Consider the following 12685-nt stretch of genomic DNA (forward strand, 5'->3'; position numbering starts at 1 on the left):
TCAAGGCTTTTTTGTATGTACGTTAATTGCCGTCGTCCGGTATTTCCGTCGCCGCATCATCCGCATCATCCTGGGCCTGCGCGTCGCCATCGCCCTGGCGCTCCAGCTCGATTTGCGTAGTGAAGCCACCATCGCCCAGCGCGTGCTCCACGGACTTGACCAGCCAGCCCTCGCCGTCAATTTCGGGTTTGAAGCCCTCCACGGTCACGGCCGCCTGCGGCATGAGGTGCGGCCGGCCCAGGGCCAGGGCCAGGCTCAGGGTGGCGGCGCCACGGTCCACGCGCTGCATCTCCGATTGCGCGGCCTGGCGCGCGGCTTCGGCGCTGGCGAAGGTGTCTTTCAGGGTCTTGACGCTGCCTGTCTTGGTGCCCGCCAGCACGCCCCTGCGGCGAGCGCGCTTGCCGTCAGTCCAGTAGGCGCGCACCCCGGTGTAGTTGGTGCGGTCTGCGGTGTGCCATCGGTGTTGATCGCCCGATGCGCGCACGATGTGCATGGGCGCGATGGGCTGGCCGCTGGCGTTGGTGCGGTGGTTGGTGCGCAGAAAGATCAGCTGCCCCTTTTTGACCGTAGCCACGGCGTCGTGCTGGCGGGCCAGGCGGGACAGAAAATGCAGGTCCGATTCGTTGGTCTGGTCGATGTGCTGCACCTTGCGCTCGGCCAGCTCGGGAGCGATGCGCGCCGGCAAGCTGTTGCGCGCGGCAATGTCCCGCACCACGGTGCCCACGGTGCTGTCGTTCCAGCTGTGGCTGGCGCGCTCGCGCAGGCTCTTGGCCATGTCCGCACTGCGGGCGCGCACGCTGATGCGGTCGGGGCTTCCGCCGTGCTCCACCTCATCCACCACAAAGCTGCCCTTGTCCACCATGCCCTCATTGAGCCAGCCAAGGCGAATGGAGATGGTGGCGCCCTTGGGCGGGATGGCCATGCGGCCGTCCGAATCGTCCAGCGTCAAATCCAGTTGGTCGGCCTCTTCGCCGCGGCTTTCGCGCAGGCGCAATTCGATGAGGCGTTTGCCCACCCGTGGCGTGATGTTGGTGCCGTTGATGGTCAATTCGTAGTCAGGCTGTTGGTAGGCGCCCGTGGCCTGGTTTTCGGTGCCGCTCATTCCAGAATCCAGCGCCAGAAGTCGTCATCGCCCCAGTCGTCATCCGTGCCGCCATCGCTGCCGCCGCTGGGGTCGGCCTGGGCATCGTCCACGCGGGCCAGCTCCACGGTGAAGTCGATGCGGCGGGGTAGACCTTCCTTGATGAACACGCTGCCGTTTTCGCTCAGGCGCTGAATGACCCAGGCACCCAGGTTGTCCCCGGCCCCGTTGACCATGGCGTATGCGCTGCCGGCGTCGGCCATCTTGCGCAGCTCATCCAGGGTTTTGCGGCCGCCCCGGAATTCGGGAACAAACAGCCCCGTAAGCGTGATGGTGTCATCGCCCTGGCCCACGTACTGCCGCGCCGGCCGGGCGCCCACGCGGCTATTGCTGGGGTGGCGCCAGTCGGTGGCGCGCTGCATCTCTTGATACGCCACGGTATCGAGGCCAAACACAAATTGGCCCAGGGTCATCATTGGCATTGGTGGCTCCTTTATCCCTCGGTGTCGCTGAGCTGGCTGAGCACGCGGGATTTGTTGGCGCGGTCGCGCTTGTCCAGCTCAGCAGCCACGGCGCGGGCTATGTCTTTTGGATCCATGCCGGGCGCGGCATGAATGGTGATGGTGATGGGGCCGCTGGGCGCTGCCATGGGTGCGCCCGCGCCGGCCGCATTGCCACGTCCCAGGGCGCTGCCGCTGGGCGCCATCAGCGGCGCGGGCGCAGCGAATGCCGCAGGCATGTCAGCCATGGCCGGCATGGCCACAGCCATGGGCAGTGCCTGGGCAGCGGCCAGCGCGTCGGTGCCAGCTGCAGCCATGGGCGCGGCGGTGGCGCCGGCCAGGCCCACGGCCGCCGCTGCGGCCAGGCCCTGGCCCTTCTGGATGCCCAGGGCCGCGCCCTCGGACACCCAGCCGCCGTATTCCATGAATACGCGGCTCGGGCTCGCAATGCCCAGCGTTTCCTTGAACCACTGGCCCACGGATGTGGCGGCGCCCACCACGGTGTCCTTGAGTGCGGTGAGTTTGGCGGTCACGCCGCTGATGAGGCCGTCAATCATCTGGCCGCCAATCTGCACAAAGTTGCCGGCCATGCCCTTGAGGCTTTCCCACAGCGCCAGGGCGCCGGCCTTGATCTCTTCCCAGCGCGTGACGATGAGGTATGCCGCAGCGGCCAGGGCCACCAGGGCCAGGATGACGATGCCAATGGGGTTGGCCGCCAGGGCTGCATTGACCAGCCACTGCGCTGCGGCAAATGCCTTGCTGGCCAGCGCTGCGGTGCGGCTGATGACCATGCTGGCCACCATGGCGCCGGTCTGCAAAATCCAGGCCATGCGCGCCGCAATCAGCACGCCGCGCACGGTGAGCAGGGCGCCCTTGATCAGCGCGAATCCGTAGCCCGCTGCAATGGCCACCACCTTGCCCAGCACCAGGGCGGCCACCAAGAGGACCACGGCGCGCGTGACACCGGGAAAGGCCTGGGTGAGTGCAGACAGGCGCTCCATCCAGGGCGTCAGCATGGTGAGCCCGTCATTGAGCGATGGCAGCAGGATGTTGCCCAGGGAGATGCCCATGGCCGCCGCCTGGTTGCTGGCCAGTTTCAGGCGGTTGGCCGTGGTCGCTGCGCGCTTTTCGTACTCCGCATTCACGGCGCCGCCGTACTTGCTTTCGTCCGTGACCTTCTCGAAGTTTTCTTTGAGCGTGTCCAGCTGGCTGAGCAGGGGCGCAATGGCCTTGATGGATTCCTTGCCGAAGAGCGTTTGCAGGGCGGCGGCCTGCTGGTATTTCTCCAGCCCGCGCACCTTGTCGAAGACGTTCATCATCGTGGCCGTGGCGTCCTGCTGCATGCTCTTGGCCACTTCCACGGCGTCCAGGCCCAGGGCCTGCAGGCCCTCGCGCTGGCTCTTGGTGGCGCTTTCGCCTGCCACCAGGGCAAGCATCAGGTTTTGCACGCCCGTGGCCGCCACTTCCTCCTGCACGCCCATGCCCGCCAGCGTGGAGCCCAGGGCCGCAATGCCCCCGGCCGCCACGCCTGCCACGCCGCCCAGCGGCCCAACGCGCGTAACGATGTTGAGGATCTGCTTTTCGTTGGCCGCGCCCGTGTTGCCCAGCAGGTTGATTTTGTCGGTGAGCGTGGCCACTTCCGGGATGGACATGCCGAAGGCAGATTTCATCTTGGCCATGGCCTCGCCTGACTCTTCGGCCGTCATGCCAAAGGCCGTGCCCATCTTCACGGCGTGCTCTACAAAGCCCACCTGTCCGTCGCCACCCAGCAGCTGCTTTTCGTCCAGGCCGGACTGTCCGCCCAGGGCCATGATCTGGGCGATGTCCTTGGCCGCCATGGGCAGGCGCTTGGACAGATCAATGGCGCTTTGGGACATGCGCTCAAGGCCGCTTTTGTCCAGGTCCATGACCTTGTCCACATCGGCCATGGACGACTCGAAGTCAACGGCCATCTTCAAGGGCGCGGCCAGGGATGCAGCCATGGCGGCGCCGTCAAACAGAGCGCCGCGCGCATCACCCCGGGCGGCCTTGTTGGCGTCCACGGCGGCGCGGTGCTTGTTGGTCAGCTCCTGCGCCTTGCGCTGACGTTCCAGGGCCTTGGTGGTGCGGTCGATGGCCTCGCGCAGCTTGCCTTCTGCCTGGGCCACGTTTGTGATGCCCATGCCGCTGAGCCCGGCGCGCAGGCGCTTGGCCTGGTCAATTTGCCGCTCATGGGCGGCCGAGAGTTTTTGCAGTTCCTCGGTGGTCTTGCGGTATTGCGCACCCAGGGCCTGGGCGGTGGGGCCGCCCTTTTGCATCTCGGCACCCAGCGCGGCCTTGCCCGCCTTGAGCGCGGCCATGCGCTGCTGCGTCTCCTGCAGGCGCTCCTGCATGGAGCGCATCTTGCCCACGGCGGCCTGCTGCTGCTGGAGCTTGCGCAGCGCGTCCTGCGCGCCGCTCACGTCCTCGCCCACGGACTTGGCGCCCGCGCCTATGCGCTTGAGCGGTGCTGATACCCGGTCGGCCAGGTCCAGCAGTACCTGCAGCTTGAGCTTATCCATGCTTGTTCATCTGTTGGAAGCGGTCTACAGCCAGGGCGCGCCAGTGCATCAGCTCGGCCAGGTCCATGGGGTCCATGTCGGCCGGCCGCCAATGGAAGATGGCAGCCACGTCCGCCATGGCGTCCTCTACACGCTCAGGGATTCCATGGCCATCGCCTGATTGGCCTTGACCGTCTCCAGCTGCCGCGCCGGCACCAAAAAATTGACCACCTCCGTAGCGCAGGCCACCAGGTCCACGGAGTCCATGGTCGCAACGTCTTCCCGCGTGAGGGTGGGGGTGGTGATGCGCGGCAGCAGCAGCATGACCGACTCGGCTCGCAGGGTCAGCAGCTCGGCCAGGTTGATGCCGCGCAGTGCGCCGGCCAGGGGCTTGCGCAGCGTTACCACGTCGATGACGCCGCTGCCGCGCGGGATCGGTGTTTCCAGCGTGACATTGACCTGCACGGTCTTGGGGCTGGTGGTGGTTTCGGTGGTCTTGGCTTGGGGGTCCATAGGTGCCTCGGTGGTTGGTTGTGATGAAAAAAAGCGCCGGCCAAGGTAGTGGCCCAGGCCGGCGCGAAGGGCCGTTTCCCATGCGGCCGGAGACAGACGAGAGGGGAAGGAAAACTGTTTGCGGGCGCGGGCCGTCAGATGCCCAGGGCGGTGCGGGTCTGGGCCATGCGGTCCTCGCCGTGGACCTTCTCGACCAGGTTCACGAAGTCGATTTCGAGGATGGTTTCGCCGTCCAGCACTTCCTTGTAGTAACTGAGCGAATACTTGAAGGTCTGCTCCACCATGTCGCCAGCCTTGGAGCTGCCGGGGTCGCGCTCGGTCAGGCGGCCACGCATGACGACTTCAACGGCCTGCACGCCCTCGCTGTCATCGGTCTGCAGGGCGCCGGCAAAGCGCAGCATCACGGCGTCGTGCTTGGCGGCACCCCATTGCTTCATGAGGCCCTTCATGTAGCCGGCGGCCTTGAGTTCGGCTTCCATCTTGTCCTGGCCCATGTCCAGATCAATGGGGCCGTTCATGCCGCCCGAACGGTATTCCTCCAGCTTGCGGGTGAGGGTGGGCAGGGTGACTTCGGGCATTTCGCCCATGTAGTTCTCGCCGTCGATGAAGGTGGCGAAATTCTTGAGTTTGCGGGGCAGTCCCATGGTGTGGATCTCCTGTGTGCTGGAATGCGGCCGGGCTTACTGGCCGGTGCCCACGCGCATGGCGAAGTCGCCGAAATACTTGTCGGTGATGCGCTGGCGGAATCCCAGGTCTTCCAGCGGCGGCACGGGCGTGTAGTCGTAGTCAATGACCAGCTTGCCGGCCTTGAGGGCTTCGGTGGTGTTGACCTCTACGTCAAACCAGGCGCGGCCGTCGAGGATGTAGCCCAGGGCCTTGAGTTCGCGGAACTTGGCATTGATGCCTTCCACGATGTCTTTCACCAGGCTGGGGTGCAGAGGCTTGTCGATGAAGGCGAAATGGCCTTCTGCCACGGTGTCGGCCAGCACCTGGGCGGTGCGGGTTGCGGACTCGAAGCGGAACAGTTCGTCCGTGCTGCAGGTGCGCGAGCCCCAGAAGCGGTAGCCCTGGTTGTTGATCAGAGTGGTGACGTTGCCCTCATTGAGAATGTTCGCGTCCGTCTCCGAGCTTTGCAGGTCGAAATGCACGTCCTTGCTGATGCCAACCGGGCCATTGAGCGGCACGTTGGAGAGGGTCTTGTGCCAACCCTGCTCCACGTCGATGCGGGCACGCAGGCCCAGCGCATAGGCCACGGCCGGCACGTTGGTGGCCGCGTTTGTGGTGGTGCTCCAGGCCTTGAAGTCGGGCCAGATGACCATGGTTTCCCGTGCGCCGAAAGTCTCTCCATAGGCCAGCGCCTCGCTCACATCGTCTGCGCCGTAGCCCTGCACGTAGGCCATGGCGCGCAGCTTGATGGCGGCGGCCGTGAGCGCATCGGCCACGGGCTTGGAGTCCAGGCCCGGCGCGCCCAGGATGCGGGGCTTGACGCCCAGCTGCTGCTGCGCGGTGAGCAGGGCCTGAATGCCGGAGCGCTTGCCGCCCACGTTGTCGCCAATGACCAGGCTGGTCTGGTCGGCCTCGGCCTCTTCTGGCGTGGCACCTGCGCCCAAGGGCACGCGGACGATGACGAGCACGGGGCGGGCCTGGTCCTTGATGGCCTTCAAGGCCTCGGGCAAGGTGCCGGTGGTGCCGGCCGCGTCCAGCGCCTTCTCGATGTTGGTGAAGAGAACAGGCGTATCCAACGGGAATTTGGTGGGGTCGGCCCCGGGGCCGGTGGCCACCAGGCCGATGACGGCCGTGGAGACAATGCGCAGCGTGGTGGTCCCGGTGTTGACTTCCGAGACGCGCACGCCGTGGTGGTAGCCGGCGAGTGACATGGTGATGGGCTCCTGCAGGTGTTCGGTGGGTGTGCGGTGTGTGTCTGCATGTTCCCCCGCCCGCGCGTAGGCGGCCAGCAATGGGCGCGGTGCCAGAGCCTGCTACCCAGAAAGACAAAGCCCGCCAGGGTGGCGGGCTCGTCGTAGTGGCGCGGCCAGGTCAGGCCGGCAGTTCGTCCGGGCGCGGCGGCGTGTCCGTGATCTGCAGCGCGCGGCCGTCAGCGATCAGGCCCACGGTTTCCAGCAGCTGCACGCCGGCCGCCACATCGGGGTCGTCCAGGTCGATGTAGCTGGCCAGCTCCTGGTCCTTGAGGTTGCTACGCAGCTGAGCGGCCTGCATGCGCTCCTGCTGGTCCGCATCGGCGCGGTCAACGGCGGCCCATTCGATGGCGGCGCGCTCGGCTGCGGTGAAGCGGCGGCGAAAGGCCAGCGGGGTGATGCGGCGCTGCACCGGCTCGGGCTCGCGCGGCACTTCGGCCCAATGGGTGCCGGTCCAGCGCATGCCCAGCAGCTCGGGACGAAACTCCGGCATCTCCACCATGTTGGGCGCTTGTATGGGGGCATCGCTTTGGGTCATGGCCACCGCCATGCCGTGGTCATCGATCTGCACGTAGTTGGGCATTATTTGTACTCCACGACTTCCCAGGAAAAACGCACGTCCGTGTGGTCGGGCTGGTTGTAGAGATAGTCAGTCATCCAGAATTCCAGGGTGCTGGCACTGGATAGCCGCAACAACCCATCCCGGCGGTTACCGGCAAACACCCCCTCCACGCCCAGCAGGCTGATGGCGCACTTCGCGGGGTTGACTGCGGCGATGGCCAGGGTGAAGGATTTAATGCCTGTGCTCGAGATCTTCGATATGTGGCCCACGCCACGCTGGACATTCTTGATGGGACTGCTGGCCGCGCCCGCCGCAATTTCATTGCGCGCCGCCGCCAGCTCGCTGCGCGTGGCGCCCAGATTGTTGGCTATCCATGTGATATCGCCGCGCGCACTTGCCAGCGCCGTGCTGACGGCGGCCAGTTCGGCGCGTGCCCTCACCAGGTCGGCGCTAATGATGGGATCTAGGCTGCTCACGTCTGCACCTCCGTTGCAGTAATGCCGCTGACTTGGCCGCCCGCATAGGCATAGGTTTCGGTGCGGGTGCGGTTCTTGTATAGCGTGGTGACGCGGGCCACGGTGCCGTCGCCGTTGTAGGCCATGGTGGTGGTGGCGGGCTGGCCGTCGCGCGTCTCCACGATGCTGGAGACGCGGCCGGTGCCGTCATAGGTGATGGTGGCCTGCGTGGGACCGTTGGCCGGCCCCAGCGCCAGGTGCTCGGGCTTGAGGGTGACAGCCACGCCGGTCTGGCCGTTGATGCTGGCCACCTTGCCCGTGGTCAGGCCGTTGATGCTTTGCTGCAGGGCCTGCAGGCCGGCCTGCACCTCGGTGGCGATGGCGCGGGCGGCCACGGCCTGGTCGATGCGCTGCAGCTCGCCGTCCAGTTGCTGGATGGTGTCGATCAGGCGCAGCACGTCCTGCTCCAGCTGGTTCTCGGGATCAGGCAACGGCAGGCCGTAGCCGGGGGTCTGTTGCTCTGCCATGGTCAGGACTCCAGCACCACGGCGCGCAGGTGGGTGGCGGTGGGGCGCGCGTTGAGGTCGCCCGTGATGGCCAGGCGCACACGCACGCGGGCGCTTTGGATGCCGTCTTTCTGATAGGTGTTTTCCAGCGCGCCGGCCGTGGGGTGGCTGGTGGATTTGTAGGGCACATCGGCCCAGGTGTTGCTGCCCTCGGTCTGGTACTGCACCAGCACGCCGCTGCCGCCCGGCAGGGTGGCGTTGAGCACCACGCGCAGCGAGCTGGCCCGCGTGGCGTCTGCGTTGATCCAGGCGCCCACATAGTCGCCATTGGCCTGCAGGCTGCCGGCCAGCAGGGTGACGCCGGGCTCCAGCGCGGCGGCCAGTTCGCGCGTGCAGTGCAGCAGGGCGCGGACCTTGACGCGGCCCGTGTAGCGCTCGGTCAGCTGCTTGACCTGGCCAGGGGCCACGCTGTGGATCACGGTTTTGCCGGCGACGGTGGTTTCCAGCTCGAAGGTGCAGCCGGCGCCCACGGCGGGCTCATGCGCAAAGGCGGACACCATGAGGTCAGAGGCGGCCACCACATCGGCATGGCCCAGGTCCAGCGCGCTGGTGGCGCCCGTGTACTCGGCCACCAGCAGCTCGAAGGCCAGATCCTGGGTTTGGTGCGCGGTCCAGGTGGATGCGTTGGAGCTGGACAGCAGCACGCCCACCGTATAGGGCTGGGTGGTGATCCACTGCTGCCCGGTGATGTCCCACTGCCCCAGCTCGGCCACGGCCAGGGCGCTGGTGGCGTCGTTGGCCAGGACCACGGCGCAGTATTCGCGGCCGGCGTCCAGCAGCGTGGGCTGCCAGGTGGCGATAGTGGGCGTGCCATCGGTCTTGATCTGCTCGGCCTTGAGGTGGCATTCGGCCAGGATGCGCTGGGTGGGGTAACCGTTGTCCACTTCGCGCAGCTGCACCTGCAGCGGGCCGCCCACGGCGGTGGCCCAGAATTTGAAGCCCAGGGCCTGGCGGGTCTGGGCGAGTGTGAAGGTCTGCGCCAGGGGGTCGTATTTCTCGATCCATATGCGCGTGACCTGCTGCAGCTGCTTTTCGATGAGGGTGCCCTCTCCCGTGAATTGCGTGGTGCCGTAGCTGCCGCCCGTGCCCTTGAATTCCACATCCTTGGTGCCGGCCGGCAGGTTGGCGGGCACGGTGAATTTGCCGCGCAGCAGGCCAGCGGCATCGGCCACCAGGGTGCCACCGGCCAGCGGCGTGGCGGCCACGTCCAGGCCCGCGAATTTCACGCTTTGCAGCGTCTCCCCGGGGCCGAAGTGGCAGACGAATTCCACGGGGATGGTGCGCAGGAATTCCAGGGCGTGGCTGGTTTCGCCAGTCACCACTTCCACGATCTCGCGGCCGCTTTCCCGTTGCAGCAGCCCCCCGCCAATCTTGGTGTAGAACTTTTCCTCGGTGGGCGAGATGTAGGCGGCCGTGGTTTCGGTCCAGCGGTCCACGGAGGGCATCAGCTCCACCAGGCTGGGAGCGATGCCGAAGGCGTCATAGGGGTTGACCTTCATGGCGCCGCTGCGCAGCGGCTGGCTGATGGCGGCCACGGTGGTCGCCTGCACGGTGGTGCGCTGGGTGATGTCCACGCCCAGCGGATAGGCGGTGATGCTGATGGGCAGCTGCAGCGCGCCGTTGGCAATGGCGCCGGTCTGGGCCGTGCCCATGTCGCGCATGCTGTTGTTCAGCATGGGGTCGGCAAAGCGGCCCTTTTGCACGCCGGACCAGCGGCCGGACACGTCCACGGCCAGGCTCATGGTGGCCAGTGCCACCTCGAAACCGTTCATGCGCTCGATGGCGCGATTCTGGGACTCCATGGACACCATCTGCACGCGCTCGTCAATGACGCGGCGCTCATCGGTCCAGGGCTGGTAGACGGTGGCGATGCTCAGGCATCCGGCCGGCGTGCGGGGCTTCAAGGGATTGAAGGCCGAAGACACGCCAGTGACCCACTGCGGCACGCCGTCCGCATCCAGGATGAGGCGGTCATAGCGGCGCAGCGCGAAGTTGTACGAGGCCAGCACCTGGGTGCCGGGCAGGGCGCCCTGCACCTGAAAACTGCGCTCGGTCTGGTTCTTGACCTCGGCCACGATGTTGCATTTGTAGCGCACCTGGTAGGTGGTGCCCGGCGCGGGCTCGGCGCCGGCCGGGCTCCAGTCGATCTGCCCGGCCACCAGCTGCCAGCTGGTGCCCTGGGCGTAGACGGTGGCGCCCTGCTTGACTTCCTCCACCTCGATCACGGAGTTATCGGGCAGCGGGTCGGCCGCGCCGATGAAACCGCCGTGCACCACGTTGACATTGCGGCGCACGGTGATGCGCGCCTGCACGGCGCCCACGGCGGGCCAGCGGTCCAGGGTGATGGTTTGCAGCGCTTCGGTGAGGCTGGCGTGGGGCTCGCTGTCGATCCACTGCACATCGGGCTGGGCCGCGTAGACGATGCGCCGGTCGGCGCCCAGGCGCAGGGCCAGGCCGTTGATGCGCGCGGCGCCCGCCTTGAGGGTGTAGACCTGCTCGCCGCCGGCCAGGTCATCGCCCAGGACCAGCTGCAGGCCGCTGGAGACGTAGTTGCTGCCCGTGGATTCCACGTCATACCGGGCCAGGGCCTGGGTGACGGCGTCGATGTTGGGTGGCGGTTCCTTGGGCCGCACGTTGCCGTCCTCGATCATCCAGACGGGCACGAATTCGCCGCGCGTGCCGTCATCCTTCACGCCCCATACCAGGGTGATGCGCTCGCGGTCGGCGCCGGGTTCGTCCCAGCCGCGCGTGCCCACGGCGGGGTTTTTCAGGCTGGGGTCTTCCAGATGGGTGATGACATCGCGCTGCAGGTAGGCGCCGATATAGACGGTGCCCTCGGTGGCGATGGCCAGCTGCGCGGCTTCGATCTCGTGCACGGCGGCGTCGATGTACAGGCGCCCGGCCTCGATCTTGGCCAGCTTGGCGGCAATGTCGGTCACGCACATGGCGCCGCCGATGATGTCGCCGCTCTTGAACAGCACGCCCATCAGGCCGCGCAGGCGGTGCTCCTGCATGGCCTGCAGGTCGTTGGCTTCGGCGGACTGCACCACGCGGTCGTGGTGCACCAGCATTTTGCTGTAGCGCTTGGTGGGGTCGAAACGGGTGTAGACGGTCATGGCGGGCCTGGTCAGAAGGGCAGGATGATTTCTTCCACGTCGCGCTTGTTCGCGGGGCGCACCACGGCATTGCGCCGCTCCAGGGTGTAGAGCTTGCCGGGCTGGGTGATCTGGCCGGGCTCCACGTAATACTGGCCCGCAGGCACGGCGGGGTCCACGACGGTGCCCATGATTACGGCCATCTCGCGGATGGGCTGGCCCACGGCCTCGCCGTAGGCAAAGGTGGTGCGGATCAGCAGCAGCCGCGTGGGTGCGGCGCTGACGCTGTAGCGGTCGCCGCCCGGGGCCTCGATGGTGCCGGCAGGGTCGCGCACCACGTACAGCTTTTCCGTGACCAGGCGGCGGCCGATTTCATCGACCAGCGCAGTCTGGCCGCTGCCGGCAGGGGGCGTGCCCTGGCCGTCCCACTCGGGCCGGCCCCGGCCGTAGGCAATGTGGATGGTCATGGCCGCTACGGCCTGGGCCAGCACGATGCGGCCCTCTTCTTGCAGTTCTGCTGCCATTGGTCAGTCCAGTCTTGTGGTGATGGTCGGGCACACGATGGCCCAGGTTGCGGAGTCCCAGGCGCCGCGCCAGGTGCGCGTGTTGTCCAGGGGAATGGGGGCCTGCGCAAAGGCACGGCCGCCGCCGAATGCAATGGGGTCGGGTGCGGGCCAGGCGCTGACAGAGAGGTGGCCGTCAGCTGCCATGACGGTGGGCACGAATCGCTGGTACTGCGGCACCTCGGTGGTGGTGATGCCTGCGCTGCCCATGGACACGTCGCGCATGATCTCGCTGTCATAGGCCCATGCGTCGTAGGTGAGGGCGTCGGCCGAGGTCACGGCGGTGTGGCGCAGGCCCAGGGCCATGAGCAGCACATCGGACAGCAGCGGCGCCGGGCTGACGGTGGTGTGGCGCTCGGCCTGGCTTACTTTCACGGGGTCCTCGCCGTCCAGCTCCACCCAGCCGCCGCTGTCGTTGTCCCAGAGGGCGCCGTCATAGCGCGAGCCGTCATAGCGCAGCGCGCGCACATCGTCGCCGTGATAGACGCGATAGAAACTCACATGCAGCGGGATGCTGGCACGCACCACGCGGGCGATGTGCAGCAGGTCGGCGTCGGACACCAGGCGGCCCGGGTCCAGGTGCAGCAGGTAGCCGTCTTCCTCGATGCGCAGGGCCAGGGTGTCATAGCCCAGCCAGCCCAGGGCGCGGCGCACGCCGGCCCCGTTGCCGCGCTCGCGCAGCCAGGGCAGGGCGTGGGTGAGCAGGGCGCCCAGATCAGGGAAGTAGGGCGCAAAGCGCGCCACCTGCCACTGCATGGCAATCCAGGGCTGAAACGCCGCGTTGCCGCGCACGCTGGCCGGCTCCACGGCGTCGGCCAGGTCGCCCCACTGCGGGGTGGCCTGGTCCACGGCGCGCTCCAGCGGTGTGACCTGGGGCGGCAGGATGTGGCGGCGCACGGTGGGGGCTGTGGCCAT

General features: G+C 67.2%; 13 protein-coding genes. All 13 read right to left on the reverse strand.

The genetic code is table 11. The features are described 5' to 3' along the window. Positions 1-22: 22 nt before the first annotated feature. Entirely contained in the window at positions 23-1102 is a 1080-nt protein-coding gene (locus ACUTR7_RS14915) for a contractile injection system protein, VgrG/Pvc8 family (RefSeq protein WP_445609137.1), read from the reverse strand. Beyond that, the gene (locus tag ACUTR7_RS14920) at positions 1099-1563 is read right to left on the reverse strand and encodes a phage tail protein (protein ID WP_096915332.1); all 465 of its coding nucleotides are present in this window, start codon (positions 1561-1563) and stop codon (positions 1099-1101) included. Before ACUTR7_RS14920 ends, ACUTR7_RS14915 begins: the two co-directional genes overlap by 4 nt. 11 nt (positions 1564-1574) lie before the next feature. Then, the gene (locus ACUTR7_RS14925) at positions 1575-4121 is read right to left on the reverse strand and encodes a phage tail tape measure protein (protein ID WP_445609138.1); all 2547 of its coding nucleotides are present in this window, start codon (positions 4119-4121) and stop codon (positions 1575-1577) included. Then, entirely contained in the window at positions 4114-4239 is a 126-nt protein-coding gene (locus ACUTR7_RS14930) for a GpE family phage tail protein (protein WP_016454096.1), read from the reverse strand. The genes ACUTR7_RS14925 and ACUTR7_RS14930 overlap by 8 nt, the downstream gene beginning before the upstream one ends. An 8-nt stretch (positions 4240-4247) precedes the next feature. Then, entirely contained in the window at positions 4248-4613 is a 366-nt protein-coding gene (locus ACUTR7_RS14935) for a phage tail assembly protein (RefSeq protein ID WP_445609139.1), read from the reverse strand. A 134-nt stretch (positions 4614-4747) separates the two neighbouring features. Then, the gene (locus ACUTR7_RS14940) at positions 4748-5257 is read right to left on the reverse strand and encodes a phage major tail tube protein (protein ID WP_445609140.1); all 510 of its coding nucleotides are present in this window, start codon (positions 5255-5257) and stop codon (positions 4748-4750) included. A gap of 36 nt (positions 5258-5293) precedes the next feature. After that, positions 5294-6490: a phage tail sheath protein gene (locus ACUTR7_RS14945; RefSeq protein ID WP_445609141.1), complete on the reverse strand. Its 1197-nt coding sequence runs from the start codon at positions 6488-6490 to the stop codon at positions 5294-5296. Positions 6491-6650: 160 nt separating this feature from the next. Then, complete coding sequence (locus ACUTR7_RS14950) at positions 6651-7112, reverse strand: hypothetical protein (RefSeq protein WP_445609142.1); 462 nt, start codon at positions 7110-7112, stop codon at positions 6651-6653. Beyond that, on the reverse strand, positions 7112-7567 hold the full coding sequence (locus tag ACUTR7_RS14955) for a hypothetical protein (protein ID WP_445609143.1): 456 nt from the start codon (positions 7565-7567) through the stop codon (positions 7112-7114). Before ACUTR7_RS14955 ends, ACUTR7_RS14950 begins: the two co-directional genes overlap by 1 nt. Further along, the gene (locus ACUTR7_RS14960) at positions 7564-8073 is read right to left on the reverse strand and encodes a hypothetical protein (protein WP_445609144.1); all 510 of its coding nucleotides are present in this window, start codon (positions 8071-8073) and stop codon (positions 7564-7566) included. Before ACUTR7_RS14960 ends, ACUTR7_RS14955 begins: the two co-directional genes overlap by 4 nt. Positions 8074-8075: 2 nt before the next feature. Continuing rightward, entirely contained in the window at positions 8076-11228 is a 3153-nt protein-coding gene (locus ACUTR7_RS14965; RefSeq protein WP_445609145.1) for a DUF4815 domain-containing protein, read from the reverse strand. Between the two features lie 11 nt (positions 11229-11239). Then, positions 11240-11731, reverse strand: a complete 492-nt coding sequence (locus ACUTR7_RS14970) for a hypothetical protein (protein ID WP_252652968.1) — start codon at positions 11729-11731, stop codon at positions 11240-11242. 3 nt (positions 11732-11734) lie between these two features. Next, entirely contained in the window at positions 11735-12685 is a 951-nt protein-coding gene (locus ACUTR7_RS14975) for a phage tail protein (RefSeq protein WP_445609146.1), read from the reverse strand.

It is taken from the genome of Delftia sp. NA_296.1 (assembly GCF_052692095.1).

What these genes read in the sequence shown, in the direction of transcription:
- ACUTR7_RS14915 (WP_445609137.1), bottom strand. Translation starts at nt 1,102, where the DNA reads ATGAGCGGCACCGAAAACCAGGCCACGGGCGCCTACCAACAGCCTGAC.
- ACUTR7_RS14920 (WP_096915332.1), bottom strand. Translation starts at nt 1,563, where the DNA reads ATGCCAATGATGACCCTGGGCCAATTTGTGTTTGGCCTCGATACCGTG.
- ACUTR7_RS14925 (WP_445609138.1), bottom strand. Translation starts at nt 4,121, where the DNA reads ATGGATAAGCTCAAGCTGCAGGTACTGCTGGACCTGGCCGACCGGGTA.
- ACUTR7_RS14930 (WP_016454096.1), bottom strand. Translation starts at nt 4,239, where the DNA reads ATGGCGGACGTGGCTGCCATCTTCCATTGGCGGCCGGCCGACATGGAC.
- ACUTR7_RS14935 (WP_445609139.1), bottom strand. Translation starts at nt 4,613, where the DNA reads ATGGACCCCCAAGCCAAGACCACCGAAACCACCACCAGCCCCAAGACC.
- ACUTR7_RS14940 (WP_445609140.1), bottom strand. Translation starts at nt 5,257, where the DNA reads ATGGGACTGCCCCGCAAACTCAAGAATTTCGCCACCTTCATCGACGGC.
- ACUTR7_RS14945 (WP_445609141.1), bottom strand. Translation starts at nt 6,490, where the DNA reads ATGTCACTCGCCGGCTACCACCACGGCGTGCGCGTCTCGGAAGTCAAC.
- ACUTR7_RS14950 (WP_445609142.1), bottom strand. Translation starts at nt 7,112, where the DNA reads ATGCCCAACTACGTGCAGATCGATGACCACGGCATGGCGGTGGCCATG.
- ACUTR7_RS14960 (WP_445609144.1), bottom strand. Translation starts at nt 8,073, where the DNA reads ATGGCAGAGCAACAGACCCCCGGCTACGGCCTGCCGTTGCCTGATCCC.
- ACUTR7_RS14965 (WP_445609145.1), bottom strand. Translation starts at nt 11,228, where the DNA reads ATGACCGTCTACACCCGTTTCGACCCCACCAAGCGCTACAGCAAAATG.
- ACUTR7_RS14970 (WP_252652968.1), bottom strand. Translation starts at nt 11,731, where the DNA reads ATGGCAGCAGAACTGCAAGAAGAGGGCCGCATCGTGCTGGCCCAGGCC.
- ACUTR7_RS14975 (WP_445609146.1), bottom strand. Translation starts at nt 12,685, where the DNA reads ATGGCCACAGCCCCCACCGTGCGCCGCCACATCCTGCCGCCCCAGGTC.